The following is a 25928-nucleotide window of genomic DNA, read 5'->3' as shown; positions in this document are numbered from 1 at the left end:
TTTGATAAAGCTATGATGAGCCGAAAACCCTCTCTTCTCAATTAATACAATTTGGTCTCATGGGCGTTGATGTCGGACACGCCTTGATACGGGCGCTGACGCTCGATTGCGTTACGCCGAGCGCGCTGGCAGCGTGACGGAAGCTAAGATACTCGGCGACCGCAAGTGCCTGGCGCAGGGAAACGAGAGGAATTCTGGTGTTGATAGTATACTTGGTTTCGCCCCTCTGAGACGTCCTGCCGGATGTGCGTTTCATCGACTGCACCCGCACTCATAAAACCGGGCGAAACCTGGGAAAGAAGACAGAGCATGGCTTGAGGAAAACAAGCTGCGTGGCTGGATCTGCCACATTGCCAAGTTCCTTAAGCTGGCGTTTGGCATCGAGACCCTCCGTACACCCATGAGCGGAGATAAAGTCTGCTGGACTCAACGCAATTAGGCGCATTACCACAGTCGCAATCCGAAAGCGCCGGAGAATAACTTGTTTCATTTATGATAAATACGGACAAGGTCAGAAATGACGGATAGTGCCCCCTGATCTCCGGCGTTGAAATACCCAGGTTTGTTTGTATTCCCTGTTTTCTGCCACCCTTTTGGAATCATTTTCGCCCTGCCTCAGCACCAGCAAAAATAATGGACTGATGAGCGCTCCCGGCCGCGATGACGCCTGCAGCTGCTGCGAGTGTCGCCTGCGGCATGGGGCTAGCTGCGTCTCCAGCCGCGAAAACACCGGGTACGGACGTCTGACGCCGTTCATCAGTACTGATGATTGGTCCAGTCGGCCCGTCCTCAAAGAGGCACCCCAGCCTCTCTGCCAGATCGCTGGCCGGGACCGTTTGCGGAAGGGTGAAAAGTGCGGACAATTCTATTGTTCTGCCGTCAGCGAGGCGAACCCCGTCAAGCGTTGGTGCATTGCCGACGAGCCCTACAATCGGGGTATGCTCGACCTTCACGCCACGACTGGACAGCGCTACCACTTGCTCTGACGTCGGGCTAAACAGACCCTGAGTGAAAAGGGTCGTTGTTCCCCAATCCTGCACAAGCATTGCCTGATGAAACGCCATTTGATCGCGGGCCAGCACCCCCAAAGGCCGTTGGTTCAACTCATAGCCGTGACAATAGGGGCAGTGGAGAACACTGACGCCCCAACGCTCTTCGACACCCGCCAGATCAGGAAGAATGTCGCGGACACCGATTGCGAGGATTAGACGCTTCGCCCTCTCTTCCCTCCCATCAGCCAACGACACACGAAAGCCCATTTCGGTAATAGCTGCGTCCACAACCTCTCCCTCACGAACCTCCACTGTCGCGTAGGTTGCCAGTTGACGGCGCGCAGTCGAGATGATGACCGATGGCGGCACGCCATCCTGCCCAAGAAAGCCATGGGAAGTGCGTGCGAAACGGTTGCGGGGACTGCCGGCGTCAACGAGCAAGGTACGCAGTCTGGCGCGCCCCAGTTGCAGCGCAGCTGCCTGCCCTGCGAAGCTGCCGCCGACTACGATGACATCAAACTCCATAAGCGCCTCCTTTATGTATCTTTTAGAGATACATGACTTGCCCGTGTTCGTCAACTCTGAAAGATGTTCGCATCCCCTCGGATCAACCGTAGGGCATTCAATGCAGGGCGACAGAGAACGCCCCAGCAGTTATGTTCAGATAGGAGATTCTGAAAGGAGATGGAGCGCCGTTGAGAACAGACAGTCGATTATCAAGAATGCTGCATGTGCTCTTGCACATGGCACGGCACGATGCCCCGCTTACCTCTGAGCAGATCGCTAAAATGCTCGATACCAACTCTGTGTTGGTTCGACGGACGATGGGCGGTTTGCGGCGTGCGGGTTATGTGCGTTCGGAAAAAGGGCACGGTGGCGGTTGGTCGCTTGCGAGAAACCTGACTGAAATTACCTTGCTCGACATACACAACGCCATCGGCCGCCCAAAGATCTTCGCCATAGGAAACATGGGCAACAACCCGCACTGTGCGGTCGAAAGAGTCGTCAACGCCGCGATTGATGATGCCCTTCAGAGCGCGGAAGACCTCCTGCTTAAGCGGCTCGGTTCAGTGCGGTTATCCGACCTCGCAAATGAGTTTGAACGCATTTGCTCGGATACCGGATGGGATGAGGACCACGGGCCATGGTAAATGCCAGGATCAGCTGCTCGGACATCCGCGATCTGCGGCGCCGGACAAAGTGGTTGTCGCGCATCAACAAGGACCATTCCGGCCTCCACGACGGCATCGATCAGGCGATCGGCAAAATTCTTCTGGACTTCGGCGTCTCTGCAAACATGACATTGGGCCAAAGAGCCATCTTTGCCCTTGGCGCGGAGTTCCGCAACCGCCTTAACGGACTTTACATGGCGACTTTCTTTGTTGGCAGTGCTGTTGGCTCGGCAGTTGGAGGGTGGGATTATGCCCAAGGTGGCTGGACATTCACTTCATGGATCGGATTCGCTCTGCCCGTTGTCGCACTACTCTATTCACTATCCGAACGCGCGGCTATCGAGCCCATACAGAAGCAATGAATCGCGCTGACGTTCGCTCGCTCCGAAGAGCGCCAGCAAACGACAACTGTTCCTCCAAAGCTGCGATGAAGGTCATCGCCATCTTCCCGAATCCGCGCGACCTTGGATCTCAGTCGAGGAAACGTCATTGGTCGTAACCATATCGAAGGATGCAACACGAGTCCACCAACTGCGGACCTTATGCGGGAACAGCCGACGGCACAGGACCACAAACGAAACGAGGCACCATTCCCACCCCGTCGGCCGAGTTAGTAATAAATTTGTCCCGACCATCTGCAATTGGCGTTCTTGCGGGGCAGAATGACAGCGCGCACCACTATCCACGATGGTATCGTAGCACTAGCGGGTATCGCAAGCACTCGCGGTCACTGAGCCGGAACCCGGGCACACGACGTTCAAATTATAATCTGCCCAAGTCAGTGCGGGCAAGCCCTGCGTCGCGGCCCGAAGATCGGCCGGAAAGGGCACGCTTGTCGCGCTCGGACGGGCTGCGAACCGATGGAACCAATCCATGAGACGCGGCGCATCTTCGGGATAGGGTACATCATACAGGTCGTGAGCAAACTGAACCGTCGAGTAGGTGATGCAATCTGCGATAGTAGGAGAATTTCCAACGAGGAATTCACCTTCCTTCTCAGACATCAGCATATCGATTTCGCGGAGCCGGCGATAATACCATTCTGCGCCAAGCCGAGCCGCATCGCGATTGAGCTCCTCCCGGCCAGTGAAGAGCGGGCTGGCCTTGCGAACCCAGAAGCTGAACATGGTGGTCGCCTCGTCTGCGAGGGCGACGAATTCCCGCGTGCGTGCCTTTTCGGCCAACGTGCTCCCGATCATGGGAGGCGTCGGATAGCGTTCCTCGAGATACTCGAGGATCGCAATTGATGATCGGATGATGATGTCCTGATCGACCTGCAGGATCGGAACAGTGCCCAGCGGCGACAGTTTCGGCATGTCTTTCGGCGGCCAGCCCTGGCTCAGGTCGAAGGGCGAACGTTCGACATCTGTTATGCCTTTCTCGGCAAGGTAAATGCTGACACGACGTGGATAGACTCCGAATTCCATCTCGTAGAGTTTCATAGAAGCATTCTCCAAGTATCGCGCCTCTTGACAGAGTATCGCGTTTCTCGACAGGTCGCCATCATGTAACTTTATAAGTTTCGTATTTCAAGTCCCAGGCGATCATTGTTGTTCGAATCAGCCTCAGGGCTGAATGACCCCGTCCCATGATCCTTTAGGTATCATCTTCAAGACCGGTCCTACCGGAGTCGGAGAGCCCTGTGGTTTGCCGCAGCGCCATCCCGAACAGCACTTTCATCGTCAGGCAGGTCTGTATGGCCGTGCCGTCGTAGTCCCGCGGCGGCCCGCGCTTGCCGGTAGGTGCGGCTTCCCAGGTCATGATGGGATCGAACCAGATAGTCAGCGAGCCTCGGCGCTTCAGTGCTTCGTTATAGGCTCGCAAGTTCTTGGCCCTGACGGTGGCGGTATCGCTCTGCTCATGCCACCCAGCTATCACGCTGGATTCACGAGAGGAATTCATCACCTGATTTGTGCAACACAGCCTTGAGGGCTGATCATCAGGCCTGGACCTCACCTCGATGCGATAACGTGACCCCTCCTGCCTGAGCACTCATTGTCGCTGCTCAGAGGTGGCGAAGGATGCGCACAACAAGAGGAAATTCCACCCATTGCGTAAATATTTTCTTTCGTGTAAGTTTTTCTTGACTCAAAGGAGATCGGCTTGACCGGCAACGAGACCACATTGCTCTCACAACTCCAGGCTTTGGCACATCCAGTCCGACTTTGGATTATTTCCAACCTCGCGGACGGTCGTCGCGCCTTCGTCAGCCAGTTGGCAAAGGAAGCAGGCATCAGTCGCCCGCTGATGAAGATGCATCTCCTGAAGTGTCCGTCGTCAGGTTTTTTGGGACAACAGGCTGTTTGAGCTAACGGAGGCTCTGGTTCATCAGGGTTATCATTTTATGCTGCCGCCTCTCGGTGAAGCAAGCGGCGTTGTGTGATTGTTTCGCGTTTGATCCTTTCCCTTTGCATCATGATGATGTCGCCACGCCCGAAGTAGACACCGGCTGGGGTGAGATTGCTGATGCTCTCGTGGTAGCGACGGTGGTTGTAATGATCGACGAAGCCGGCAATCTGCCGTTCGAGATCGCCCGGCAGAAAGTAGTTTTCGAGCAGGATGCGGTTCTTCAACGTCTGGTGCCAGCGCTCGATCTTGCCCTGGGTCTGGGGATGGCAGGGTGCACCGCGCGTGTGATCCATGCCGTTGTCGGATAGCCATTCGGCAAGGTCGCTCGAGACATATGACGGGCCATTGTCAGAGAGCAACCGCGGCCGCTGCGCAACCTTTGCGCTGTCGCAGCCCGACGCCTGCAGCGCCAGGGTCAGCGTGTCGGTGACGTCCCCGGCCTTCATCGTGGTGCATAGCTTCCAGGCAATGATGTATCGTGAGAAGTCGTCGAGCACAGTCGACAGATAGAACCAGCCCCAGCCGATGACCTTCAGATAGGTGAAGTCGGTCTGCCACAGTTGGTTCGGCGCTGTCGTCTTGTCATGGAACTCGTCGGCAGCCTTGATGACGATGAAGGCCGGGCTGGTGATCAGGTCATGCGCCTTGAGCAGGCGATAGACTGAAGATTCCGAGACGAAATAGCCCTTCGTGTCGGTGAATGTGACCGCCAGTTCGCGCGGCGACAGGTCCGGCTCGTTCAGCGCCAGCTCGACGATCTGGTCACGCACCTGATCGGGGATGCGGTTCCAGACCCGCTTCGGCCGGGGATTGCGATGGGCATCGTAAAAATCGACGAGGCGCTGCACGATGAGGTTCGAAAGGCCAGTTCGGTCATGTGCCGCTCCATCAACGCGCAGGCCGAATTCTGGATGAAGATCGGCATGCTGGCCGAGGCCAATCCAACCCTGTCTTTCAATGACATTGTCAAAATGCAACTGGAGGCGGCGGAACGACAACCAAAGGACCTAGAAGCCGCCTGACATGGTCAAGACTCCTGATGAACTGGCGCTCATGCGCATATCGGGCAAGATGTTGGCGTCCGTCTTTGAAATGCTCGATCAGCAAGATTTAGTCGGCATGTCAACGTTGCAGATCAACGATCTGGTGGAACGCTTCATCAGCGTGGACCTCGCCGCCCGTCCTGCCAGCAAAGGCCAGTATGGTTTCAAGTATGTGCTGAACTGCTCAATCAACGACGTTGTCTGCCACGGCGTTCCCGACGGAAATGAGATCATTCGTGATGGCGACATCGTCAATTTTGATATCACACTCGAAAAGAACGGCTACATTGCAGATTCCAGCAAAACCTATCTTGTCGGCAATGTTCGTCCGGCCGCGCGACGGCTTGTACGCATCGCACAGGAGGCGATGTGGAAAGGCATAATGCAGGTCCGTCCCGGTGCTCATCTGGGCGATATCGGCTTCGCTATCGAGCGTCACGCCAAAAGGAATGGCTGTTCTGTCGTGCGTGAATATTGCGGACATGGCATCGGCCGCGAGATGCACGAGGAACCGCAGGTGTTGAACTTTGGCCGACCGGGCATGGGGATCAAGCTGCGCGAAGGCATGGTATTTACCGTCGAGCCGATGATTAATCAGGGTTCTCGTAGGGTCATCACGGCTGAAGACGGATGGACCGTCTTGACGAGTGACGGAAAACTCTCCGCCCAGTTTGAGCACACAGTCGCAGTTACTAGAAACGGCGTGGAAGTCCTAACCCTGCGTCGAGATGAAAGAGCGGCGGTGGCAAGTTGACCGCCCACCAATGCTAACGGTGTTTTCCTCTCCCTATAACGAAGGGCGCCGAACGCGCGAAAACGCCTGCAACCGTCCAGGTTGATCGGTCGGCCGGGAGTTCTTCGGAGAAGAAAGTACCCACTACCGTATAATGGACGCCGTCGGGTGGACCTGTTCCGATTTTGTCCCGGTCCGGTGCTCATGCCCGGCGGCCCTGCGTTCGAAGTCCGTAGCTGATTTCCAGTCGAGGACTTCACCTGCCAAGAGACCAGCCCCGTCAAAAGTGAAGCCCGACTGGATGTGATGCTCCCTCCTGGCGTCGATGATGGTGATCGTCGCGCCGGGCATGGCCCTTCTGAACCGCGAAGCCAGTGAGAGACCAGTCGCACCCGCCGCGGCGATAACGATTCGCGGGCGGGCATGCGAGGTCTGTGCCTACCCGTTGCGCTGGCAGAGCACCAAGAGCAAATGCATCGCCGTTACAGCGCGCGACCGGGTTCGGGATAAAGCCGCAGAGCGAGTGAGGGTCAGGGATTTGCGCTACGGATCGCACTTATGGCCTCGAACTGGCTGAGGAAGACCCTGCCGGTCAGGTGGTCAAGGAAGTCGGCCCGCTCCAGCCGGTCCATTACCGGGCCTTTCACTTCGGTCAGATGGAAGGTGACATCGGCATCCCTGAGTCGGTGGTTGATCTCCTCCAGGCTTTCCAGCGCGCTGGCGTCGATGGCGTTGACGGCGGAACACATCAGCACGACGTGGCGGACGTCCGGCCTTTGCGCAACGAGTTCGGCAATACGATCCTCGAGATAGCGGCTGTTGGCGAAATAAAGGCTTTCGTCGACGCGAATCGACAGGATCTGCGGATCGGTCAGAACCTGGTGTCGCTCGACGTTGCGAAAGTGCTCGGTGCCCGGCACCTGGCCGATAATCGCCATATGCGGTTTGCTGGTGCGGTAGAGGTGCAGAAACAGCGAGAGCGCCACGCCGGCAACGACACCCGGCTCCACCCCCCAGAGCAGCGTGACGATGATCGTCGCGGCCATGGCGGAGAAGTCGGCCTTCGAATAGTGGAAGACATGGCGGATCGCCTTGAAGTCGATGAGCGACAGCACCGCGACGATGATGGTTGCGGCCAGCGTCGCCTGCGGCAGGCTGGTGAGCAGCGGGGTGAGGAAGAGTGTGGCGAAGGCGATGCCGACAGCCGTGAAGACGCCGGCCGCAGGGGTCTCGGCACCGGCATCGAAATTGACGACGGAGCGGGCGAAGCCGCCAGTCACCGGATAGCCGGATGAGAGCCCGGCGGCGATGTTGGCCACGCCGAGCCCGATCAGTTCCTGGTCCGGGACGATCCTCTGCCGGCGCTTCGAGGCGAGCGTCTGGGCAACGGAGACGGATTCGACGAAGCCGATGATGCTGATCAGAAAGGCCGGCGCGGCAAGCGTCATGATCAGCTCGACAGAAACCTGCGGGAAGCTAAGCGCCGGCAGACCCTGCGGGATCGAACCGACAAGCGCCACGCCCTTCGCGGCAAGGTCGAGGGCGACGGCGAGCAGGATCGTGACGGCCACGGCCAGGATCGGCGCCGTCTTGGTCGCAAGGTCGGCTGCGCGCTTCGCGACGCCGATGCCGATCAGCAGAGGCTTCAGGCGGGTGCGCGCGAAATAGAGAAAGGCCAGTGCGCCCCCGCCAATGGCGACGGTGTAGGGATTGATCTCGGCGGCCAGGCGGGCAAGCGCGATGATCATCTCGAGGAGCGTGTCGCCGCCGGCCGTAACGCCGAGGATGTGTTTCAGCTGACTGGCGGCGATCAGGATGCCGGACGCGGTGATGAAGCCGGAAATCACCGGATGGCTGAGGAAATTGGCGAGGAAGCCGAGCCGCAGCAAGCCCATCAGCACGAGCATGACGCCTGACAGCAGCGCCAGCACGATCGCCGCCGTGAGATAGTCGGCCGTACCCTGCGCGGCGACCTGGCCGACGGCAGAGGCCGTCATCAGGGAAACGACGGCGACGGGGCCGACTGCGAGCGTGCGGCTGGTGCCGAACAGGGCATAGGCCACAAGCGGCAGGATCGAGGCGTAAAGGCCGACTTCAGGCGGCAGGCCGGCGAGCATCGCATAGGCCAGCGATTGCGGGATCAGCATGATCGTCACGATGATCGCGGCAACGACATCATTGGTGAGTGTCGTGCGGTCATAGGCCCGTGCCCAGTCGAGCATCGGGAGGAAGCGCTGGATCCTGATGGCGGGAAGACGCATGTTCCTGTCGCTCTCCCGCTGCTCAGGCGACGCGCGATTGCGTGCGTGCGGCAACCGAACGGCGGACGAAGCGTGCCAGCGCAATGCCCGCGAGCATCGAGCCGACGAAGATCAGCGCGCTCGACTCTCCGAGACCGAGAGCCGGAACGGCACCGCCCGGACAGAAGCCGGTGATGCCCCAGCCGATGCCGAACACGGCCGAGCCGGCAACAAGCGGAAGATCGAGCTTGCGTGCCGTCGGCAGATGGAACGTCTTATCGAAGAGCGGCGCCGGGCGCTTCAGGATGAAACTGTAGCCGATGGCGGTGACCACGAGCGCGCCGCCCATCACGAAGGCCAGCGACGGGTCCCAGGTTCCGGCGAAGTCGAAGAAGTTGAGCACCTTGGCGGGATTGATCATGCCGGAAATGGCGATGCCGGCGCCGAAAATGAGCCCGGCAATCAGGGCGGAAAGGATTCGGGCCATCAGAAGCCTCCGAGAAGGTGACGGACAACGAAGACGGTGAGCGCCGTCGAAGCCATGAAGATCAGGGTGGCGGCGATCGAGCGCGGCGAGAGGCGTGCAAGCCCGCAGACGCCATGGCCCGACGTGCAGCCTCCGCCAAAATGGACGCCGATGCCGACGATGAGACCGCCGACGATGAGCCAGGGCGTGGGAACCGGGCTTTCGAACGGCACGGCTGAAGCCCCGGCTACGATAATCAAAGCGGGAGCCGCGACTGCCCCTGCGATGAAAGCAGCGCGCCAGGCCCAGTCATTCGACAAGGGCGGAAGGAGCCCGGAGAGAATGCCGGTCATGCCGGCGATGCGGCCGTGAAAGGCCATGAGGAGGATGGCGGCAAGGCCGATCAAAGCGCCCCCGAGAAGGGAGGCAAGCGGTGTGAACTCGGTCATCGATCAGTCTCGTGGTTGTGTGTTGGTCGTGCCGGTTTGGCAGAACAACCGATGCATGGTGTGGATGAAGGCGGCGACGCGGGCGTCGGCGAGCCGATAGAAGACGTGCTTACCCTCCTTGCGGCCGGCGATCAGTCCTGCCTCGCGAAGACCGGCGAGCTGCTGCGAGAGGCCCGGCTGGCGGATGCCAAGCAGATCCTCGAGCTCGCGCACGGAGCGCTCGCCCTCCACGAGAGCGCAACAGACCAGCAGGCGGTCCGGATTGGACAGCTTCTTCAGGAAGGCCGATGCCTCATCGACATTGGCCTTCAGATCGGCGGCTTCGCAGGAGAGCTTTTCGATCACCGGTTCAGTCCCAGGATGCGCCTGTCAACAGATCGAGCGGGATCTTGAGATAGCGCCGGCCGTTCGCTTCCGGTTCGGGCAGACGGCCACCCCTGGTGTTGATCTGCAGCGAATGCAGGATCAGCTTCGGCATGGGCAGAGTTCTGTCGCGGGCCTCGCGCGCGGCGACGAACTCCTCTTCCGTCTTGTACTTGGCCATGTGGATGTTCTTCGCCTTCTGCTCGGCGACCGTCGACTCCCACAGCGGTTCCCGGCCGCCGGGCTGATAGTCATGACCGGTGAAGATGCGGGTCTCGTCGGGAAGCGCCAGAATGTCCTGGATCGACTTCCACAGCACCTTGGCGCTGCCGCCGGGAAAGTCGGCGCGCGCCGTTCCGCTGTCGGGCATGAACAGCGTGTCATGGACGAAGGCGGCATCGCCGATGACATAGGTGATCGAGGCGAGCGTATGGCCGGGCGAGAACATCACCTTGGCATCGATATTGCCGACCCGGAAGGTGTCTCCGTCGGCGAAGAGCCGGTCCCACTGGGAGCCGTCGGCCGGGAAATCCGGCCAGTTATAGAAGTCCTTCCACAGCTTCTGGACCTCGGTGACCTTCTCGCCGATGGCGGTCTGTGCGCCTGTCTTCTGTTTCAGGTAGGCAGCAGCCGAGAAATGATCGGCATGCGGATGGGTGTCGAGGATCCACTCGACCTCGTAACCCTTGTCCCGCACGAATTCGAGGATGCGGTCGGCATTCGTCGAAGCCGTCTGGCCTGACTTCTCGTCGAAGTCATAGACGGGATCGACGATCGCGCATTTCTTCGTCTCGGGATCGGCGACGACATATTGGATCGACCACGTGCGACGGTCGAAGAAGCCGGTCACTTCCGGTTTCGGGGCCATAGGAACTGCCTTTCTGAAGGTTCGTGTGCTGAAAATGGACTGCGGTGCTAGTGGCCATGGGCTCCCAGCCAGGCAACGGCTCCTGACAGATCGAAGCCGCGTTCCCGCCCGAAGGGGATGACGTCGTCTTTCGCCATGCGGCCGTCGAGAACCTCGCCGAGGGTCCAGAGCGTCAGGGAACGGGTGCCGGACCGGCAGAAGGCAAGAACCTGGCCGTCGCTATCAGCGAGCGCGCGTTGAAACGCCCGCACGGTATCTTCGCTGATCTCGGCCGCGCGCACGGGAATATGCGTACTGGCGAGTCCGGCCTGCGCGGCGGCCTCGGCAATTTCGCTGGCACGCGGCTGACCGAAATCCTCGCCATCCGGCCGATTATTGATGAGGACTCGAATACCGGACGCAGCGGCTGCGCTGACATCGCTGGTGCTGAGCTGTTCGCAGATCGACAGCCGGTCGTTGATGCGGACAGGCTTCATTGCCGCCCCCCTTTGAGAGGGCACGTGTTGAAGCCGAAGAGCGGATAGAGCGGGCAAGTCGAGAACAGGCCCGTCAGCAGCGGAGCGAGTCCGATCAGCCCCCACCAGCGTGCGTTGCCGTCAAGTAGAAAGGTGAGTGACAGCAGCGCCAGACCGACGATGATCCTGAGGATGCGATCGATGCCTCCGACATTTTTGGTCATGGTTCATTCCTCTCGTTTGAAGGTCGCGCACCGATTGTTGCGCAACAACGATTGCAAAAAACTGCAACTATTAGCGTGCAGAAGTTCAACAACGGCTCGGCCTCAATTCCCGATCAGTCCTGCGTGACTTTCCTGCGCCCGGAGGCGCGATTTCCCACCGAAGGGCCGTCGGCGAGCGTGGCCGTTCCCTTTGCTGCCCGAGGCTCGCAAAAGGACTTGCAGAGCACACTCAGGACGCTACGGGCCGGCTCGCTCTCGATCCGATACCAGATGGTCTGGCCATCCCGCCGGCCTGCAATCAGTCTATCACGGCGAAGCAAAGCCAAGTGCTGAGACACGGTCGAGTCACGAATGCCGAGGAACTCCGCGAGCTGCCCGACTGATTTTTCGCCCTCAATGAGCTGGCACAGGATCAAGAGGCGGTGCCGGTTCGCGAGCGCCTTCAGCAATTCGCAGGCATCGTCAGCGGCGGTCTGCATGGATTCGAGATCAATTTTCATTACTGCGTACCTACGATGATTTGAATATAAATGTCAACGGAAAAATTTGGCGTGCGCGGTGCGGCGCAGGATCGAACTTTGTCCAAGGAGAGCTACACCATGGCGAATGCCCGACCGAGCCCCTAGCTGACAGCATTGCGCAACGGCAACCAGATCCTAGCCTGTCCCGATGCACTGGGAGTGCGTCGCGCTTATGCAAACTGCAATTGTTCTTCGGCAATCTTACCGAAACCAAAGCGCTGATAGAGGTGCGTCAGCGCAAGCAATTGTTCGCGCAGCTTATGGCGGTTTGGCGGTCGGGATCGCGTGACATGATCTGTTCGCCGAAGAGCTTGAGCCGGTTCATTTGGCCTCGGTACGGCTTCGTGCATGGTAGCCTGTCCATTTCTTCCAGAGAGCCCGGCTCAGACATCAGGTTGTCCACAGCATCTCATTGCGCGAGATCGCGGCGGGGCAATCGGGTTTCCAGGCCCGGCTGTTCCCTCGGATCGGAATGATCGGCTCCGCGCCGACACGAGCAACCTCGCGCTCGCGCAGCGTGGCGAGAAGATTGCGCCGATAGAAGATGCGACCGTTCTGCGCTCGGGTCGCGTCGCCCTGTTCGATATGATGCTCGCGGCGCCGGTCCATGGCCTCGCGCACCTGCTGGCCGAAGCCGGTCGGGGCAAGGTCGGCCGTCTCGCCCTGGATCAGCCGCCGGTCCAGCCAGGTCGTGCCGTCCGATCCGATCTGCTTTTCCAGACCGACCGGGGAAAGGACGCGAACGCTGGCCTGCCGGTCGCGGCCGGCGTCATAGGCGGCGGCGCGGCTCTTGAAATCCTCGGGGATGCGCCATTGGTCGGCGTCGATCCGCTCGACGATGCCGGCGCGGCGCAATGCCTCCAGTCGGCGGACATGGGCATCGACATAGCCCTCATAATCGCCGCCGGGAACGCGGCCCTCGAATCTGGCCTGCTCCAGATGGCGGCTCGGGCGGTAGATGCCGTCCTCGGCGATGACCGAGATGCTGCGGTCGGACGGCCGGGCCGCCGCCTCGGCCGGGCCGATCTGGACGACGCTGCCAACGCGGGCGTCCTCCAGCCGCTCGGGCGCGATGCCGGCGACGTGGTGCGTCCACCCGTCGATCCCGTCCACCACGATTGTCAGGTTCTCGCCCAGCTCGTCGGACAGGTGCTTGTCCACGACGCGGCCAACGATGGGCATCTCGGGCGCACCATCATGGATTTGGAAACTCATGGGATCGCGTTCGCCACCCTGCGGGCCGAGCGCCTTCTGCATAGTGCGGATGATGTCGCCGCGCTCGCCCAGCTCGCGCAGGGTCGGTTCCACGTCCTTGCTCAACTCCCACACGCCCGGCGCGTGCTCGGTCGCCAGTCCCATCTTCTCCAGCTTGGCGAGGCGGCGCAGGCGCAATGTCCGCTCGAACTGCCGCCTCGGCGCGACCGGCTCATGGCGCAGGTCGAGGAAACGGGCGTCGGCTTCCTCGGCCATGGCGCGGTCGATGCGGGTGAAACGGTCCTGGTCGATTTCGGCCGACAGCTTGCGGGTCTGCTCAATCTCGGTGACGGGGCCGAGTTCCAGACTGGCAAGCTCACTAGCGCGCTCGCGCAGGCCGTTGGCGAGGTAGTCGCCATTGATGACCAGATCCCCGCCCGTATCGTCGCGGCCGTTGACGATGACATGCACATGGGGATGGCCGGTGTTGTAGTGATTGACCGCGACCCAATCGAGTTTCGTGCCGAGGTCGGCTTCCACCTGTTTCATGAAATCGCGGGTGTAGGCGGTGAGGTCCGACAGCTCCGCGCCGTCCTCGGGCGAGACGATGAACCTGAACTGGTGGCGGTCGTCCTTGCCGCGATCAAGGAAGGCATCGCCATCGGCGTGGTCCTCGGTCGCCGAATAGAGCCGGCCGCGCTCGCCGTCGCGCGAGGTTCCGTCGCGCTGGACATAGCGCAGATGCGCGCGGGCGCGGCCGCCCTTCCATGCGGCCCGGACGCTGCGCTGTTTGACGATCACGCGGCGGCTGCCGGGCTGGCGATGATGTCATTGGCCGGAGATGTTCCGGGCGCGCACGAAGCTCGCGCCCCGGCCGCGCTTCACGCCCTTGCCGCTGGCGACCACGGCGCGGGACCGCCCCGGCGATGACGGGCGGGCGGATGGCGGCGTGGAAGGGGCGCGGGCGGCGGCCGCCTGATGCTGGCGGGTGATCTTCCTGACCTGGGTGAAGAAGCTCTTGGCCTTGCCAGCCTTCGGCGTGTCGGATCGGATGCGGCCGGGCTTCGGCCGGAAGCGGTTTTCGTCGTCGGCGCTCACGGGCGCGACTCCAGCCAAAACCCCCGGAAAACGGCCGATCTGCGCCTATGGTGCCGCTCGAAACCCTGCAAGGTCAAGGCTTTGCGCAAAATCGCGGCACGCGGGGCCGAAAACCATGGTGCCGCTCGCGGTTTCCCTAAACAGTGTGCAGACAACAACAATTTTCGGAAGCGGCCCGACATGGTGCCGCCTTCTTTAATCTTGCCCTCCCCCTTCCCTGCCGTCTTCGCCTTTCCTGCCGACAATTCAGCCAGGCACAATCCTGCCTGTCTGGACGCCGGAACGGATTGCGCGGAGTGCGGGAACGCCCCCTTCATGGTGTTCCCCCGTCGTCCGTGCGGGCGACGAAAATGCTGCCGTCTTGAGGTTTGGTGCGAACAGGATCGCGCACCGGAACGGTTGCGCGAACGTCATCGGGTCGCGCTTCGGATGACGATGCTACGGCAGTCCGTGCGTCCGCCGAGCGCATGACGAACAGCCCGGCCTCGCGCCAGTCGGGTGGTGGCGGCGGTGCCAGCGCAGGCACTTCTGACGCGGCCGCGCCGCCGAGGATCGGCGCAAGGGTGGCGACATAGGCGCGGGTTTCTGCAGGTAATACCCGCCCGGTCGCAAGGTATTCGTCGTAACGGCCGGGACCGGCATTGTAGGCCGCCAGCATCGCGCCGGCATTGCCGTAGCGATCCCACATTTCGCGCAGATAGGCCGCGCCCGCCATGATGTTGTCGCGCGGATCGTAGGGATCACGACCAAGGCCGTGACGGACCCGTAGGCCCGCCCAAGTGTCGGGCATGACCTGCATCAATCCCATCGCCCCGGCCGGGGACACCGCCAGCGTATCGCCGGCACTTTCGGCGTGCAGAACGGCGCAAATCCAGTCTTCGGGAATTCCGAAGCGCCGCGCCGCTTCGGCGATATAAGCGGTATAGGGCTCAATGACGGCAGGCCGAACGATCAGTGCCGATTGTGCAACAGCAATCGCCGATCCGCTGCCAAGCGACAACAGACCGGTTGTCAAGACAACGGCATAGCGCCGCACCGCCCGGGATATGTCGGGGAGCCAAACTGCCAGCACTCTCATCGCTGCCAAAGCCAAGGTGTACGTGCCCGCGCAAAGCCGCCACTGACCTCCGCTGTGCGCGCCAACCGTCTTTCGCCTGAGCAGGACGACGGCATGAGACGACCTTTCCCCGATCAACGGGATGTGAGTTCTGAGCAAGGGGATGGCGCGGAAATGCATGGCCTTAGTCCCGCTCGTCACGCGGTCTTGGGCGACTCCAGTGCAGCGACCACGACGCGCCCGCGTCATCGCCGCGGAACAGGTTGGCGCGGATGGGATGCGGGAATGTTGGATCGTCCAGCAGCACCGAAAGGTATTCGCCAGCCTTTTCGCCGGTGCGTTTCCAGGCTGCACCGATCTCCGGCCCTTCAACGGCACCGTGATGGACGCGGTAGTTGGGGACATTCTCTGCGTCCGCCTCCTCCACCGGAACGATGAAGAGTTCGCGATCGAGGGTGAGTGTGTGGATGCGACCTAGATAGCCGTTTTTCTCGCGCGTGAACTGACCGATCTGGGGTATGACAATCTCCTTGGCGGTGAGGTTGGAAAGACCATCGGCGGGCACCGCTCCCGCTGATGGGGAAGCAGTCAATGCGTCTGTGCGCTCCACTCGTAGCGGCTGTCGCCTTCCTCATTGGTCCAGAGCGGGATGGCGCGGCCGATGACGGAACTTGCGGGGATGGGTCCGAAATAACGACCGTCCAGGCTGTCTCGGATTTCCCAATTCATGAGGAAAAGCTGGCCGTCACCGATGACGCGGCAGCCCTGCCAGATGGGCAGATCGCGGCCGAGGCTGTCGCGCTCCAACGCCTCGCCCATCTCGATTCCGTCAACCGTGATCGTGCGGCCGGCGCGGCAAACCCGCTGTCCCGGCAGGCCCAAGACGCGCTTCAAGAGCGGGACGCCTCGCGCGATATAGCCGCGCTCGACCATGTAGGCGGCGAGCGGTTCGGGCGGCATGATGGCGACCAGTTCGGACACGTCGATTCGCTCGGCCGGCACGACTGTGTAGAAGCCGATGGGCGCGCTGGCGGTGGCATTCCAGATCAACCTTGCCGGCATATCGACGACACTCATGGCAGCGATGACGCTGACAGCCAGCACCGTCACCGTGAGGACGCGGCGGCGCGTCATGGCTCGATCCTCCGTCGCCCAATCCAGGCGGCGTGCCGCTCAGGCGTGTAGGCGCTCGGTTCCAGGTTAGCTGTCAGGCGGTTGTGGACGTGCCGCCAGTAATCCGGGGACACGTCGGCCGGATCGAAACCGAGGGCTTCCAACGCGTCGATGACGGCAAGCGCCCGCTGCACCTTCTCCCAGCCATTGAGGCGCAGAAGGATGTCGCCACCGGGCCGGACGAAGGGCAAGGTCTGGAACGGTTCGCCGCGACCGATGGCGCGCACGATGTCGATGCGCGAGACTACGGTGCCAAAGTCGTTTGCTGCCCATCGCACGAAGGCGAAGATGCTGCCGGGCGGAAAGCCGACGATGCTGCGGCGACGGTCGATGATCTGTTCGTAGCTCTTGCGGCCGAAGCGTATCCAGTGCTCGACCCTCTGCTTCTGAAAGGTCAGCTCGACAAATGTAGTGAACGGCGCGGGTTCGTCCGGCAGCGATCGACCGTGCGCCTTCCTGTGGGAACGACGGATCATGGTTCGTCTCCGGTAATGTCGGTGGATGTGCGGGCGAGCACCGCGTCGAGCGCAGCTTCGGTGCGCAGGATAGCGCGACCAATGGCTTCGGGAATTTGCGGAAGAACGGCGTCGCCGAAAGCTTCGACGATCAGACTGGCCGCAGAAGTCCCTTTGCGACTGCCGAGTGCAATGCGCGTGTCAGCCACCCAGGTGGAAAGCCCATCATCCAGCCGTAGGTGATGGGCAAGGCCGCCGTTCCAGTCAGCCCATGGCTCCGCAGCATCGTCGCCAGCGCCCGCGCTCCCGCCCATTTGTCCGGCGCGCGATCCGTCATCGCCCCGTTCATCACCGCGTCCATGGTCGGAGATTTCCGGCGGTCGTAGGCCGGACTCCAGCCGTCCATCCTGCTGTCTCTCTTCGTCGGCGTCGGCAGGATTTCCGCCGCATGGCGCAACAGGTTCGGTGTGTCGATCTGCGCCTTCGCGCCGCTCAATCGCCTTCCTGTCTCGATCTCCTGCGCGCTCAACCTGCGCCCGCCGTTCGGCTTTACCGGCGTCGGCATCAGGCTGCAGGAGCGTTCCAGACTGTCGAAATGCAGCGCCTCGCTGATCGTCGGTGTCCGGTCGAAATCGTCCTGGTCCGAGGTCATCCGGCCCTTGTGCTTGCGCAGAACGCTCCCCCGCGGGGCCGGGTTCGCTGTCGGGGTTCCCATCATCCTCGCATGGCGGCTTGCACGGCCTTGCAACTGGCTGAGAATGTCGCCCCGGCCACCTCGATCGGCGTCCGACTTCCTCGGCGTCGCCAGGATCATGTGCAGCGGATATGTCGATCCCGCTCCACCGCCCGCGCCATCCTTCATCCCGTCCGATGCCATCGGCGTCGGCAGCGAACGATTGCGGAACACCTCGTAAAGACCCGTTTCCTTCATCGCCCGGCGCGCGCCTGAGCCGCCCTCCAGACGGATGCCACCCTGCTGGGATTGCGATACGGGTGTTGGCAAGCTGTTCGGGGTCGTAGCCGATGAGCCATGACCGCTTGCGGACATGGTTGGCGCCGACATTGTCAGCACCCACCACGCACGCTTCGACGGCGTAGCCGAGCGTTTCCAGTTCATCGAGCAGCCGGTCAGCGCCGCGAGTTCGCAGATTAGCGCTGTTCTCAAAAGCGAACCAGCGAGGGCGGCAATCTCCGACCAGGCGGACGGCTTCGAGGTAGAGGCCCGACCGTTCGCCCTCGATGCCTTTCCCCTTGGTGTTGGCGCTGGAGATATCCTGGCGCGGCGGGCTGCCGACGATGATGTCGGGAAGGATGCCAAGGTCGGAAACAAGTCGAGCTGCCGTGAGTCCACGGATGTCGTCGTAGATGCGGACATGAGGATTGTTCTCAGCGTAAAGGATGCGCCGCCACTCGACGATTTCGCAGGCGGCGATGGTGAGGAAGCCGGCGCGGTGCAGGCCGAGCGACCAGCCTCCGGCCGCTGCGCTGAACAGGTCGAGGGCGCGCATCATGGCGCACCTCGCCGTGCGGCACCGGCACCATGCTTCGCGCGTGCGCGCGTCAAAGAATAGAAGTTAGATTCTTTGTTAGATTCTTCTATAAAGTGCGCGGCGCGATTTGCGCCTAATGTGCCGATACTGTTTGCGCCTAATCTGCCGATAGGTTCCACATGGTTATCCACAGGCACTGTGGATAAGTTTCCGGGGTAAAAACGCACCAATTCGCGCCGGTCCTCCCACTCGATTTCGAGACGGTATCCGGGCAGCGGCTGGCGGGCGGCGATCCGGCGCAGGTCGAGCGCGAAGTCGGACGGCCGTGCGAGGCTGCCGGACTTTTCGTGAAGGTGGCTGATCTCGAAAGCCCAGCCTTCTGGCTGGTGCCCTGCATGTTTGCGGGCAACGCGATAGAGCCATCGCTCGATGCCGCCAGTCAGCCGGAAATAGGCCGGGTCTATGGTCAGGATCAGAGAGCGGTCGATAACACTCTGGTAGAACCATTCGGGCAGGACGAATTCGATACCCTCGACACGGCCGGAGCGCGTTGTCATTTCCTCCCACTCGTTGATCCATGAGAACTGCCGCCGGCGCCAGTTCGGGCCGTTACGGATCGTCGTGGCGACAACGGTGGATTGCAGGCGACCGAGCGCCGCCTTCAGAAGCTGATACTGATGGTTCCCGGTCGGGCGTCCGATCGCACGCAGCAACTGATAGGGCGTGAAACGGAAGAAACGTGAAGTCGGGATGCCGTCGTTCTCGGCCGCCACGATCTGCGACGCGGCCCAGATCAGGACATCAGCATCCCAGATGGTCGCCATGCCATGTTCGGGCATGGCGAAGACCTGCACCTCGACATCTGCGCCCTTGTAGATAATCGGTTTCATGCGTGGACGCTTGCCGAGCGAAAAGAACGGCCGTTCCATCAGGTCGCGCTGGTCACGCGGCGCAGCGTCCCCGGTCGCCACCACGAACGGGTCGAGATGGCTGCGCTCGCTGACCACTTCCGTCTGCGCTGGTCTATGATCGTCGTCGCACAGCATTCAGAGTTCTTCCCGCTCCGCAGGTGTCAGCGGTCGCGCAGGAAAGACCGTGCGGGCATTCGCGTCGCGAGTGGACTTGCGTGCCCCGATTGCACTCCAGGCTTCCAGATCCTGCACGGCATAGACGACCCGTCCCCCGATCTTTCGGTAGACGGGGCCGGTGCCGTAGGTCCGGTGCTTTTCGAGAGTGCGCAGCGATATGCCGAGGAAGCGCGCAGCTTCCTGCGTGCGAAGCAGCCGTGGCGGCAGGTCGGCATTGCGGCCGTGTATCATGGTATCGCCTCCGGTTGGTCAGACAAACGGCCGCCGAGAGGGCGGCAGGCTGTGGCGAACCATGGCGAACGACATGCGGCATGTAGCGTGCCGCATTTGCGCCCCTGCGCTGGCGGCACCCCTCAAGGCGGAAGTGAAATGGGAGTATTTCCGTAAGAAGAAGTCAGCCGGGCTCAAACGGTAAAGACAACCGTGCCCGGCTCGGCTATGAATGAAAGCGGAGCAGACGCGCTGCTCCGGGGCGTCGAAACCCCTGACTAGCGGTTGGTGTCGGCCGTGACGGCACCACACTCCTTGACCCTATGGTCGGGGAGCCTGCGGCGTATGTCCAGGGCTACCCGCCTAAAGGCCATGGGGCCGTCTAGTCACGGTTTCGAACTCCCCGATCACCAGGTCTGAGGGGCCATTTGCGGGGGCGCACCGCAAGCAAGGCTCTCCGGGAAGAAGGGGATTGACAATGGGAACGCCCGTCGAACTCGACCCCGATGTGGATGATGAGGCACCGACAGGCAACGAGATCACCAGCTATGACGAGCGGCATTTCGTGACCTATCTGAGGCTTCTCGACGCCAGGGCCGAAGGGGCGGACTGGAAGGAAGTCGCGCAGATTGTCCTGCACCGCGACCCGGTCGCCGACGAGACGCGTACTTATCGGTGCTGGCAAAGCCACCTGGAGCGCGCACAATGGCTTTCGCGCGAGGGATATCGCAATCTTCTGAGGCAATCACCGACCAGCAAGTCCTGAAGCGGTCAACGCTTGCCAAGTTTGATCGGATAATGCAGCAACAGGCGATACCCGCCTCGCATCATCCTGGTGCCATGTGCCACAAGGCGACGCGCTTTGCTCTTGCGCGGGTCGCCCTCGAAGTCCTCCTTGGTCCCGCGAAAGCCGAGCAGGACTTTTGCGATGGTGCGATAACTCTCTCCACACAGCCTTGCGTCGAGCGCCCGTAAAGACAGGATGTACCATTGCCGGCGCTGTGCAGGAAACGCCCGAAAATCGGGACCTAACGCCCGGCCATTGAGAGAGCGCCAGAAACGACGGGCCGCATGTGCACGAAGTTCCAGATAGACGTCCATGGGCAGGGTGAGCGCATAAAATGCCGCTGCGTCCGGTATCGCCCCGGGCAGCCAGAACTGATGCGCAACACCGTTGGCTCGCCAGATACCATGCCAGCCATCGGCGGCGCGGCGCAAATCGAGATCGTCAAGCTGGGCCAGCGTAACGATCGGTTCCGTGTCGCCGTTCCTGCGTTCGACAGGTGACAGCATCACGGCTTCAGGATAGAGGCCTGGGTTCCAGAACGGTGTCTGGCAATCAGGCGGCGCGTCGGGGTCGCAGGGGAAATCGCAACCCCCAACGGTTGGCAAATACGTCAAGGTCACGGTCAGCCGGTTGGTCCGTCAGCACGGCCGCGTTGTAATCCTGACGGTAATCCTCGTTTCGGCGGAGATATTCCCAGGCGAACCCGGCGGCCGGAAGGTGCATCGTATGCCTGTACGCCGCCGGTGAACGCCAGTCGATGCTGAGCATGGCGTCACCTCCCAAAACCGGGGCGCGCAGGGCGACGCCCCGGCAGAGGATTTTATGCAATCAAAGCAAGACGAAGAAGCCGCGCGTCCCAGATATGTTGATCGCGGAAGGTGATCACTCTGCGTCGGATTGCCGTGACGTCTCCTGTCGCGAGCCGGGCGTAGCCCGGCGAGCGTTTGCTCGGTCGAAGATATGACTTTCCGCGCGTACAGGAGGTGCCCGCACATGGCAGGCACTTTGGCCAGAGAGAAAGAGGCGGCCTATGCGGCCGCCCTGTCGCCCTTCTGCTGCATCCATGCAAGCCGCCTCCTGGCGGTCTGGTGGTGCCGACTGTCCAGCTCGATGCCGATCCAGTCGCGGCCGATCTGCTGCGCCGCCGCCAGGGTGGAGCCGCTGCCGCTGAACGGGTCCAGCACAAGCTCGCCGGGCTTCGTGAAAGCCTCGATCAACGGCGCCAAGGCTTCGACCGGCTTTTGCGTCGGGTGCAGCTTGTTGCCCGCATAGGGGAAGTCGATCACGTCCGGGATGGGGTTTTCGGGCAGGGAAACATTGCCCTTCGCCAGCAAGTAAGCCTGTTCGTGCTGGTAGCGCAGGAACTTCGCCGATGACGCATAACGCTTGCGGAACACGATATGTCCGACGACGCGGAAGCCTGCCGCTTTCCATGCGTCCATGAACAGATCGACCTTGTTCCAGCCGTAGAACGAAACGGCGAAACCTCCGTCCTTCAAGACGCGGTGCATCTGGTTGAAGGCGGGACGAAGCCAACGGGCGTTGTCGTCGTTCGCCACCTTCCTGCCGTTGCGGTCGCGGTAGTTCACCAAGTAGGGCGGATCGGTCAGAATGAAGTCCACCGATCCCCTTTCAAAAGAACGCATCGCCTCGATGCAGTCGGCATTGACGATCACGTTGCGCGGGGTGCTGAAGGTTCGGGTCATTGGTCTTCCTTTCGGGTTACAGGGTTCAGAGAAGCGAAGCGCTCGCTCCTGAACCCTTGCCCGTCGGCGAGACCGGGGTAGCAAGGTGCAAGGAAAGTCTTTGGCACCGTGGAATAAATGGAGGGGACCCGCTTGCGGGGGGCGAGCCGTTTATGCCGCGAAAGGCCGAAGAGTTTTCTTGGGCCGCGCGAGGGCAGCGCCCTTAGCTCTTGCTTCAGAAACCGGCTTATTTCGGCTTTCGTACGGATGAGGTTGCGTGCAAGGTAAACGCACGGCGGCTCACTTCAGATTTCTGCTGCCATACGCTAAAGCTGGCAACTTAATACTTTCGCACTTTCCGGAGAGCGATCCGGGGGGCTCATCTTTGGACCATGAACATCTCACGAAAAAGCTGTTCCGATCTGACGATCCCCTTGTCCGTAAGCCAGACGGATTTCGCTTTGTTGACCGGATTGCCGATGAAGCCCTTCTCGTGCAGTCGGTTCATCGCGCTCCAGTCGAATCCCTTCCATGCTCGGCCGTCCCCGTCGAGCGTCAGGTAGAGCAGCGCGAGAATCGCATCGTCGATCCTGTCCTTGTCGATCTCCATTGCGCGATGTTCTCCCGATTCCAGAGCATCCTTATTATACGCTACAGTATCCCATGTGCCGCACGGGTGCGACGCGGGGCTTTCCTTTCATGCACGAGCGGTTCTTCGATGGTCCCTGCCCCCTCCGGGCAATGGGATTTTTGGAGACGATGGCGCTCAAACGCAGCAGGATCAACATTGAGGTCTTTGGACCTCCGGCCTCGTCGGAACCGGCGCGGAACGGCGGCAGTCGCGCCGACGAAGCGGTCATGATCCTCACCCGGCTGCTCGGCCGCCAGATCGCCCGCGAGCAGTTCGAGCGCAAGCTGGCGCTGGAACGCAGGGTACAGAAGAAGCGCCCAGCAGGCGAGGATGCGTGATGCCTGTGGTTTCAGGCACCGGGTTTGTTCAGGATGCAGTCATGACCACTGTTGATTCCATTTCTTTCCAGCGCAGTCCCGAAGAACTCCTGCATCAGGCGCGACAAGCGCCGGTGGAGATCACCCGGCATGACCGCCGCGAATTCGTGCTGATGCGCGCCGACCACTATGACTGGCTCCGGGCTGCCGCGCAGCGACGTCACCGCACGGCGGAAGCTGCCGATATCGTCATCGACGCGGTTGAGCGCGCAGAGATGAACGCCGGGCTCATGCCGCTGGACGCCCCGCTCGGATAGGCGATCAGAGCGCCCCGCACATCGGTCATCGCCTCGTCGCGACACCCGCGCCGGGGCATTCGCATATTCTTCTTGTGACCGTTTTGGTCCCGTGATATAGGTACGCTATGAGAATCATTGCTCGCCGCACCTTGCGGCAGTTCGTCGACAGCCTCGCGGGGCAGAAGGACCAGCCGGCGGTCAAGGCCGCGCTCGATGCCTGGTTCGACGAAGTCAGCAAGGCGGACTGGACCAGTTCGGCGGATGTGAAGCGGCTCTACGCGACGGCCAGCATCGTCAGCGCCGAACGCATCGTCTTCAACATCAAGGGCAACGATTATCGCCTCGTGGTGGCGGTCGACTTCGAGAAGGCCATCGTCTGGATCAAGTGGATTGGCACGCACAAGGCATATGACGGGATCGACGTGACGGAGGTCAGACATGGCGACTGAGCTGAAGCCCATCCGAACCGAGGCGGATTACGATGCGGCGCTTGCCGAAGTGGAGCGGCTGTGGGGCGCGAAGAGCGGCACGCCGGATGGCGACCGGCTCGACGTGCTGGCGACACTGATCGAGGTTTATGAAGCGAAGAACTATCCGATGGATCCGCCCGACCCGATCGAGGCGATCCGGTTCCGCATGGAGCAGCAGGGGCTGACCCGCAGGGACCTGGAGCCGATGATCGGCCCGCGCAACCGGGTGGCCGATGTCCTGAACCGCAAGCGGGGACTGTCCATCGAGATGATCCGGCAGTTGCACAACCACCTGGGCATTTCGGCCGAAGTGCTGATCCGGCCGAGCCGCTTCGACAAGGTTGCCTGAAGGAGTCTATGCCATGACGCGCGTCGCCCTTTATGCCCGCTATTCCTCCGATAACCAGCGCGAGGCGTCGATTGAAGACCAGTTCCGGATTTGCCGGGAGCAGGCGAAGCGCGAGAAGTGGAAAGTCGTTGGCACCTACAAGGATGCGGGGATTTCCGGGGCGAGCATGATCCTGCGGCCCGGCATTCAGATGCTGTTGCAGGACGCGCAGGCAGGAAAGTTCGACGTGGTATTGGCCGAGGCGCTGGACCGTATCAGCCGCGACCAGGCCGATGTGGCGACACTGTTCAAGCATCTGAAGTTCGCCGGCGTGCCTGTCGTCACGCTGGCCGAGGGCGAGATCAGCGAGCTTCATGTCGGCCTCAAGGGGACGATGAACGCGCTGTTCCTCAAAGACCTTGCTGCCAAGACCCACCGCGGCATCCGTGGGCGTGTCGAGGAAGGCAAGTCGGGCGGCGGGCTTTGCTATGGCTACAGGGTCGTCAAACAACTCGATGCGCGCGGCGACCCGATCCGGGGCGACCGCCAGATCGACGCGGCCGAGGCCAATGTCGTACGACGCATCTTCCGCGAGTTTGCCGCTGGCATCGGCCCGCGCAGCATTGCGCGCAGGCTGAACGAGGAAGGCGTCCCCGGCCCCGAAGGTCGGCTCTGGAGCGACACCACCATCCGGGGCCACGTGAAGCGCGGCACCGGCATCATCAACAATGAACTCTATATCGGCCGGCTGATCTGGAACCGGCTACGCTACGTCAAGGATCCGTCAACCGGCAAGCGTGTCTCCCGGCTCAACCCCGTGGCGGAATGGATCGTCAGGGAGGTGCCGGAACTGCGGATCGTCGATGACCAACTCTGGCAGGCCGTCCGCACACGTCAGGGCGAGATCGCCGAGAAGTTCGCCAATGTCACTGAAGCCGTCCGCGCGCATCACAAGAAGAATCGGCTGAACGGCGCGCGGCGTCCGAAGTCACTGCTGTCGGGGCTGGTCTTCTGCGGCTGCTGCGGAGGCCCCTACTCACTTCGCGGGGCCGACCGCTTCGCCTGCTCGAACCACATTAGCAAGGGCGCCTGTACAAACAGTCGCACGATCCCACGCACAGAACTCGAAGCCCGCGTGCTGACCGGCCTGAAGGAGCGGATGATGTCGCCCGAGATGGTAGGGGAGGCAATGCGTGCCTACGCTGAAGAGGCGAACCGTCTGAACAGGGAACGCCGCTCCAACAGCGAAGCATGGAAAGCCGAACTGGGCAAGGTTGCCAGACAGATCGAGCAGATCGTCGAAGCCATTGCAGACGGCATGTATCATCCGTCAATGAAGGAGAAGATGGATGCGCTGGAGGCGCGCAGGGCGGAGCTGACTACACTTCTCGCCGAAGCTCCGGAAGACACCCCCGACATTCTGCCGAGCGCAGCAGCGATCTACGCCAGGAAGGTCGCCCGGCTCACTGCCGCCCTGAATCGCTCCGAAGAGCGCCAGCAGGCCGCCGATGCCCTGCGCATGCTGATCGAGAAGATCGTGCTCACTCCCGGCCCAGAACGGGGGGAACTCTACGCAACGCTGCATGGCGATCTGGTGACGATCCTCGAATGGACGGAGCGGCAAGCCGTTGGAAATGCTGCTAAAACGACAAAACCCGCCGCTGGCGCGACGGGTTTGTCGGTATCGGTGGTTGCGGGGGCAGGATTTGAACCTGCGGCCTTCAGGTTATGAGCCTGACGAGCTACCGGGCTGCTCCACCCCGCGTCAGAG

Annotated in this window: 32 protein-coding genes, 1 tRNA gene and 6 pseudogenes; 11 read left to right on the top strand and 28 right to left on the bottom strand. The window is 61.6% G+C overall.

The features are described 5' to 3' along the window. Positions 1-79: 79 nt before the first annotated feature. Both ACFO1V_RS07240 and ACFO1V_RS07235 read right to left on the bottom strand, forming a co-directional pair. Positions 80-256 (bottom strand): annotated as a pseudogene (locus tag ACFO1V_RS07240) (LysR family transcriptional regulator); the annotation flags it as partial. A 343-nt stretch (positions 257-599) separates the two neighbouring features. Beyond that, the gene (locus tag ACFO1V_RS07235) at positions 600-1517 is read right to left on the bottom strand and encodes an NAD(P)/FAD-dependent oxidoreductase (protein ID WP_374833763.1); all 918 of its coding nucleotides are present in this window, start codon (positions 1515-1517) and stop codon (positions 600-602) included. A gap of 170 nt (positions 1518-1687) precedes the next feature. Between ACFO1V_RS07235 and ACFO1V_RS07230 the strand changes: the two genes are divergently transcribed. Together ACFO1V_RS07230 and ACFO1V_RS07225 are read left to right on the top strand one after the other, a co-directional pair. Next, positions 1688-2143: an Rrf2 family transcriptional regulator gene (locus ACFO1V_RS07230; protein ID WP_374833761.1), complete on the top strand. Its 456-nt coding sequence runs from the start codon at positions 1688-1690 to the stop codon at positions 2141-2143. 107 nt (positions 2144-2250) lie between these two features. Next, a pseudogene (locus tag ACFO1V_RS07225) lies at positions 2251-2526 on the top strand (MFS transporter); the annotation flags it as partial. A 339-nt stretch (positions 2527-2865) separates the two neighbouring features. On the opposite strand, the gene ACFO1V_RS07220 reads toward ACFO1V_RS07225, so the two are convergent. Together ACFO1V_RS07220 and ACFO1V_RS07215 are read right to left on the bottom strand one after the other, a co-directional pair. Next, positions 2866-3606 (bottom strand): glutathione S-transferase family protein, encoded by a 741-nt coding sequence (locus ACFO1V_RS07220; protein WP_374833759.1) that lies wholly within the window; start codon positions 3604-3606, stop codon positions 2866-2868. A 184-nt stretch (positions 3607-3790) separates the two neighbouring features. After that, a pseudogene (locus ACFO1V_RS07215) lies at positions 3791-4026 on the bottom strand (transposase); the annotation flags it as partial. Positions 4027-4267: 241 nt separating this feature from the next. Between ACFO1V_RS07215 and ACFO1V_RS07210 the strand changes: the two are divergent. Then, entirely contained in the window at positions 4268-4471 is a 204-nt protein-coding gene (locus ACFO1V_RS07210; protein ID WP_374833757.1) for an ArsR/SmtB family transcription factor, read from the top strand. A 35-nt stretch (positions 4472-4506) separates the two neighbouring features. On the opposite strand, the pseudogene ACFO1V_RS07205 reads toward ACFO1V_RS07210, so the two are convergent. Continuing rightward, positions 4507-5328 (bottom strand): annotated as a pseudogene (locus tag ACFO1V_RS07205) (IS3 family transposase); the annotation flags it as partial. Here ACFO1V_RS07205 and ACFO1V_RS07200 point away from each other — a divergent pair. Both ACFO1V_RS07200 and map read left to right on the top strand, forming a co-directional pair. Next, positions 5329-5535 (top strand): ParD-like family protein, encoded by a 207-nt coding sequence (locus tag ACFO1V_RS07200; RefSeq protein WP_035211856.1) that lies wholly within the window; start codon positions 5329-5331, stop codon positions 5533-5535. A gap of 1 nt (position 5536) precedes the next feature. Next, a complete protein-coding gene (map, locus tag ACFO1V_RS07195; RefSeq protein WP_374833755.1) occupies positions 5537-6310 on the top strand; it encodes a type I methionyl aminopeptidase in 774 nt (257 codons plus the stop codon). A 509-nt stretch (positions 6311-6819) separates the two neighbouring features. On the opposite strand, the gene ACFO1V_RS07190 is transcribed toward map, so the two are convergent. The 18 genes and pseudogenes from ACFO1V_RS07190 to ACFO1V_RS07105 all read right to left on the bottom strand — a co-directional run bounded on the left by ACFO1V_RS07190 (position 6820) and on the right by ACFO1V_RS07105 (position 19661). Further along, complete coding sequence (locus ACFO1V_RS07190; protein ID WP_374833753.1) at positions 6820-8550, bottom strand: SulP family inorganic anion transporter; 1731 nt, start codon at positions 8548-8550, stop codon at positions 6820-6822. A 22-nt stretch (positions 8551-8572) separates the two neighbouring features. Then, positions 8573-9016, bottom strand: a complete 444-nt coding sequence (locus ACFO1V_RS07185; RefSeq protein ID WP_113501311.1) for a DUF6691 family protein — start codon at positions 9014-9016, stop codon at positions 8573-8575. Continuing rightward, complete coding sequence (locus ACFO1V_RS07180; protein ID WP_113501310.1) at positions 9016-9444, bottom strand: YeeE/YedE family protein; 429 nt, start codon at positions 9442-9444, stop codon at positions 9016-9018. Before ACFO1V_RS07180 ends, ACFO1V_RS07185 begins: the two co-directional genes overlap by 1 nt. A 3-nt stretch (positions 9445-9447) precedes the next feature. Continuing rightward, complete coding sequence (locus tag ACFO1V_RS07175; RefSeq protein WP_113501309.1) at positions 9448-9789, bottom strand: ArsR/SmtB family transcription factor; 342 nt, start codon at positions 9787-9789, stop codon at positions 9448-9450. Between the two features lie 4 nt (positions 9790-9793). After that, positions 9794-10675 carry an MBL fold metallo-hydrolase gene (locus tag ACFO1V_RS07170; RefSeq protein ID WP_121984110.1) on the bottom strand — a complete coding sequence of 294 codons (882 nt, stop codon included), beginning with the start codon at positions 10673-10675 and terminating at the stop codon, positions 9794-9796. A gap of 47 nt (positions 10676-10722) precedes the next feature. Next, a complete protein-coding gene (locus tag ACFO1V_RS07165) occupies positions 10723-11151 on the bottom strand; it encodes a protein tyrosine phosphatase family protein (RefSeq protein ID WP_374833750.1) in 429 nt (142 codons plus the stop codon). Continuing rightward, a complete protein-coding gene (locus tag ACFO1V_RS07160; protein WP_113501306.1) occupies positions 11148-11354 on the bottom strand; it encodes a YgaP family membrane protein in 207 nt (68 codons plus the stop codon). Before ACFO1V_RS07160 ends, ACFO1V_RS07165 begins: the two co-directional genes overlap by 4 nt. A gap of 113 nt (positions 11355-11467) precedes the next feature. After that, entirely contained in the window at positions 11468-11854 is a 387-nt protein-coding gene (locus ACFO1V_RS07155) for an ArsR/SmtB family transcription factor (protein ID WP_374833748.1), read from the bottom strand. A gap of 253 nt (positions 11855-12107) precedes the next feature. Further along, positions 12108-13234, bottom strand: a pseudogene (locus tag ACFO1V_RS07150) (DUF3363 domain-containing protein). 279 nt (positions 13235-13513) lie between these two features. Beyond that, a pseudogene (locus ACFO1V_RS07145) lies at positions 13514-13870 on the bottom strand (relaxase/mobilization nuclease domain-containing protein); the annotation flags it as partial. A gap of 27 nt (positions 13871-13897) precedes the next feature. Next, a complete protein-coding gene (locus tag ACFO1V_RS07140) occupies positions 13898-14167 on the bottom strand; it encodes a hypothetical protein (RefSeq protein ID WP_374833746.1) in 270 nt (89 codons plus the stop codon). A 313-nt stretch (positions 14168-14480) separates the two neighbouring features. Then, a complete protein-coding gene (locus ACFO1V_RS07135; protein ID WP_374833744.1) occupies positions 14481-15404 on the bottom strand; it encodes a lytic transglycosylase domain-containing protein in 924 nt (307 codons plus the stop codon). Positions 15405-15408: 4 nt separating this feature from the next. Continuing rightward, positions 15409-15744 carry a DUF736 domain-containing protein gene (locus tag ACFO1V_RS07130; RefSeq protein WP_374833767.1) on the bottom strand — a complete coding sequence of 112 codons (336 nt, stop codon included), beginning with the start codon at positions 15742-15744 and terminating at the stop codon, positions 15409-15411. Between the two features lie 68 nt (positions 15745-15812). Further along, positions 15813-16358, bottom strand: coding sequence for a S26 family signal peptidase (locus ACFO1V_RS07125; RefSeq protein ID WP_158444770.1), 546 nt, complete (start codon positions 16356-16358; stop codon positions 15813-15815). Further along, entirely contained in the window at positions 16355-16873 is a 519-nt protein-coding gene (locus ACFO1V_RS07120) for a DUF2840 domain-containing protein (RefSeq protein WP_158444772.1), read from the bottom strand. Before ACFO1V_RS07120 ends, ACFO1V_RS07125 begins: the two co-directional genes overlap by 4 nt. Next, positions 16870-18363 (bottom strand): DNA cytosine methyltransferase, encoded by a 1494-nt coding sequence (locus ACFO1V_RS07115; protein ID WP_374833742.1) that lies wholly within the window; start codon positions 18361-18363, stop codon positions 16870-16872. The genes ACFO1V_RS07120 and ACFO1V_RS07115 overlap by 4 nt, the downstream gene beginning before the upstream one ends. Further along, a complete protein-coding gene (locus ACFO1V_RS07110; RefSeq protein ID WP_374833740.1) occupies positions 18360-19388 on the bottom strand; it encodes a replication initiator protein A in 1029 nt (342 codons plus the stop codon). The genes ACFO1V_RS07115 and ACFO1V_RS07110 overlap by 4 nt, the downstream gene beginning before the upstream one ends. Continuing rightward, entirely contained in the window at positions 19389-19661 is a 273-nt protein-coding gene (locus ACFO1V_RS07105; RefSeq protein WP_113334130.1) for a helix-turn-helix transcriptional regulator, read from the bottom strand. It lies immediately after the preceding gene. Positions 19662-20118: 457 nt separating this feature from the next. On the opposite strand from ACFO1V_RS07105, the gene ACFO1V_RS07100 reads away from it, so the two are divergent. Then, positions 20119-20406: a DNA -binding domain-containing protein gene (locus ACFO1V_RS07100; RefSeq protein WP_113501296.1), complete on the top strand. Its 288-nt coding sequence runs from the start codon at positions 20119-20121 to the stop codon at positions 20404-20406. A gap of 5 nt (positions 20407-20411) precedes the next feature. On the opposite strand, the gene ACFO1V_RS07095 is transcribed toward ACFO1V_RS07100, so the two are convergent. The 4 genes from ACFO1V_RS07095 to ACFO1V_RS07080 form a co-directional block, all read right to left on the bottom strand. Then, the gene (locus tag ACFO1V_RS07095; RefSeq protein ID WP_374833738.1) at positions 20412-20933 is read right to left on the bottom strand and encodes a DUF2285 domain-containing protein; all 522 of its coding nucleotides are present in this window, start codon (positions 20931-20933) and stop codon (positions 20412-20414) included. A 46-nt stretch (positions 20934-20979) separates the two neighbouring features. Further along, complete coding sequence (locus tag ACFO1V_RS07090; RefSeq protein WP_113501294.1) at positions 20980-21195, bottom strand: transcriptional regulator domain-containing protein; 216 nt, start codon at positions 21193-21195, stop codon at positions 20980-20982. 260 nt (positions 21196-21455) lie between these two features. Continuing rightward, positions 21456-22133 carry a DNA methyltransferase gene (locus ACFO1V_RS07085; protein WP_374833736.1) on the bottom strand — a complete coding sequence of 226 codons (678 nt, stop codon included), beginning with the start codon at positions 22131-22133 and terminating at the stop codon, positions 21456-21458. 358 nt (positions 22134-22491) lie between these two features. Further along, positions 22492-22722 (bottom strand): DUF6429 family protein, encoded by a 231-nt coding sequence (locus ACFO1V_RS07080; protein WP_024850028.1) that lies wholly within the window; start codon positions 22720-22722, stop codon positions 22492-22494. Positions 22723-22871: 149 nt separating this feature from the next. On the opposite strand from ACFO1V_RS07080, the gene ACFO1V_RS07075 reads away from it, so the two are divergent. The 5 genes from ACFO1V_RS07075 to ACFO1V_RS07055 all read left to right on the top strand — a co-directional run bounded on the left by ACFO1V_RS07075 (position 22872) and on the right by ACFO1V_RS07055 (position 25889). Continuing rightward, positions 22872-23081, top strand: coding sequence for a hypothetical protein (locus tag ACFO1V_RS07075; protein WP_151659451.1), 210 nt, complete (start codon positions 22872-22874; stop codon positions 23079-23081). 41 nt (positions 23082-23122) lie between these two features. Continuing rightward, complete coding sequence (locus tag ACFO1V_RS07070; RefSeq protein WP_024850027.1) at positions 23123-23377, top strand: type II toxin-antitoxin system prevent-host-death family antitoxin; 255 nt, start codon at positions 23123-23125, stop codon at positions 23375-23377. A 107-nt stretch (positions 23378-23484) separates the two neighbouring features. After that, complete coding sequence (locus ACFO1V_RS07065; RefSeq protein WP_179921928.1) at positions 23485-23808, top strand: type II toxin-antitoxin system HigB family toxin; 324 nt, start codon at positions 23485-23487, stop codon at positions 23806-23808. Continuing rightward, complete coding sequence (locus tag ACFO1V_RS07060) at positions 23798-24178, top strand: helix-turn-helix domain-containing protein (protein WP_024850025.1); 381 nt, start codon at positions 23798-23800, stop codon at positions 24176-24178. The genes ACFO1V_RS07065 and ACFO1V_RS07060 overlap by 11 nt, the downstream gene beginning before the upstream one ends. A gap of 13 nt (positions 24179-24191) precedes the next feature. Then, a complete protein-coding gene (locus ACFO1V_RS07055) occupies positions 24192-25889 on the top strand; it encodes a recombinase family protein (RefSeq protein WP_374833765.1) in 1698 nt (565 codons plus the stop codon). Here ACFO1V_RS07055 and ACFO1V_RS07050 read toward each other — a convergent pair. Next, a tRNA-Met gene (locus ACFO1V_RS07050) sits at positions 25846-25922 on the bottom strand. The genes ACFO1V_RS07055 and ACFO1V_RS07050 overlap by 44 nt on opposite strands. Positions 25923-25928: the final 6 nt, after the last annotated feature.

The organism is Daeguia caeni, from assembly GCF_042653845.1.
In the GTDB taxonomy this organism is placed as follows: Bacteria; Pseudomonadota; Alphaproteobacteria; order Rhizobiales; family Rhizobiaceae; genus Brucella; species Brucella caeni.
This window is presented reverse-complemented; position numbering and strand designations above follow the sequence as displayed.

Excerpts from the sequence above, each read along its gene's own strand:
- ACFO1V_RS07125 (WP_158444770.1), bottom strand. The coding sequence starts at position 16,358 with ATGACGCGCCGCCGCGTCCTCACGGTGACGGTGCTGGCTGTCAGCGTC.
- ACFO1V_RS07060 (WP_024850025.1), top strand. The coding sequence starts at position 23,798 with ATGGCGACTGAGCTGAAGCCCATCCGAACCGAGGCGGATTACGATGCG.
- ACFO1V_RS07100 (WP_113501296.1), top strand. The coding sequence starts at position 20,119 with ATGGGAACGCCCGTCGAACTCGACCCCGATGTGGATGATGAGGCACCG.
- ACFO1V_RS07110 (WP_374833740.1), bottom strand. The coding sequence starts at position 19,388 with ATGCTGTGCGACGACGATCATAGACCAGCGCAGACGGAAGTGGTCAGC.
- ACFO1V_RS07180 (WP_113501310.1), bottom strand. The coding sequence starts at position 9,444 with ATGACCGAGTTCACACCGCTTGCCTCCCTTCTCGGGGGCGCTTTGATC.
- ACFO1V_RS07135 (WP_374833744.1), bottom strand. The coding sequence starts at position 15,404 with ATGCATTTCCGCGCCATCCCCTTGCTCAGAACTCACATCCCGTTGATC.
- ACFO1V_RS07235 (WP_374833763.1), bottom strand. The coding sequence starts at position 1,517 with ATGGAGTTTGATGTCATCGTAGTCGGCGGCAGCTTCGCAGGGCAGGCA.
- ACFO1V_RS07055 (WP_374833765.1), top strand. The coding sequence starts at position 24,192 with ATGACGCGCGTCGCCCTTTATGCCCGCTATTCCTCCGATAACCAGCGC.
- ACFO1V_RS07165 (WP_374833750.1), bottom strand. The coding sequence starts at position 11,151 with ATGAAGCCTGTCCGCATCAACGACCGGCTGTCGATCTGCGAACAGCTC.
- ACFO1V_RS07065 (WP_179921928.1), top strand. The coding sequence starts at position 23,485 with ATGAGAATCATTGCTCGCCGCACCTTGCGGCAGTTCGTCGACAGCCTC.
- ACFO1V_RS07080 (WP_024850028.1), bottom strand. The coding sequence starts at position 22,722 with ATGGAGATCGACAAGGACAGGATCGACGATGCGATTCTCGCGCTGCTC.
- ACFO1V_RS07160 (WP_113501306.1), bottom strand. The coding sequence starts at position 11,354 with ATGACCAAAAATGTCGGAGGCATCGATCGCATCCTCAGGATCATCGTC.
- map (WP_374833755.1), top strand. The coding sequence starts at position 5,537 with ATGGTCAAGACTCCTGATGAACTGGCGCTCATGCGCATATCGGGCAAG.
- ACFO1V_RS07200 (WP_035211856.1), top strand. The coding sequence starts at position 5,329 with ATGGGCATCGTAAAAATCGACGAGGCGCTGCACGATGAGGTTCGAAAG.
- ACFO1V_RS07070 (WP_024850027.1), top strand. The coding sequence starts at position 23,123 with ATGACCACTGTTGATTCCATTTCTTTCCAGCGCAGTCCCGAAGAACTC.
- ACFO1V_RS07190 (WP_374833753.1), bottom strand. The coding sequence starts at position 8,550 with ATGCGTCTTCCCGCCATCAGGATCCAGCGCTTCCTCCCGATGCTCGAC.
- ACFO1V_RS07185 (WP_113501311.1), bottom strand. The coding sequence starts at position 9,016 with ATGGCCCGAATCCTTTCCGCCCTGATTGCCGGGCTCATTTTCGGCGCC.
- ACFO1V_RS07105 (WP_113334130.1), bottom strand. The coding sequence starts at position 19,661 with ATGATACACGGCCGCAATGCCGACCTGCCGCCACGGCTGCTTCGCACG.
- ACFO1V_RS07220 (WP_374833759.1), bottom strand. The coding sequence starts at position 3,606 with ATGAAACTCTACGAGATGGAATTCGGAGTCTATCCACGTCGTGTCAGC.
- ACFO1V_RS07085 (WP_374833736.1), bottom strand. The coding sequence starts at position 22,133 with ATGACCCGAACCTTCAGCACCCCGCGCAACGTGATCGTCAATGCCGAC.
- ACFO1V_RS07095 (WP_374833738.1), bottom strand. The coding sequence starts at position 20,933 with ATGCTGTCACCTGTCGAACGCAGGAACGGCGACACGGAACCGATCGTT.
- ACFO1V_RS07155 (WP_374833748.1), bottom strand. The coding sequence starts at position 11,854 with ATGAAAATTGATCTCGAATCCATGCAGACCGCCGCTGACGATGCCTGC.
- ACFO1V_RS07115 (WP_374833742.1), bottom strand. The coding sequence starts at position 18,363 with ATGATGCGCGCCCTCGACCTGTTCAGCGCAGCGGCCGGAGGCTGGTCG.
- ACFO1V_RS07075 (WP_151659451.1), top strand. The coding sequence starts at position 22,872 with ATGGCGCTCAAACGCAGCAGGATCAACATTGAGGTCTTTGGACCTCCG.
- ACFO1V_RS07090 (WP_113501294.1), bottom strand. The coding sequence starts at position 21,195 with ATGCTCAGCATCGACTGGCGTTCACCGGCGGCGTACAGGCATACGATG.
- ACFO1V_RS07170 (WP_121984110.1), bottom strand. The coding sequence starts at position 10,675 with ATGGCCCCGAAACCGGAAGTGACCGGCTTCTTCGACCGTCGCACGTGG.
- ACFO1V_RS07120 (WP_158444772.1), bottom strand. The coding sequence starts at position 16,873 with ATGATCCGTCGTTCCCACAGGAAGGCGCACGGTCGATCGCTGCCGGAC.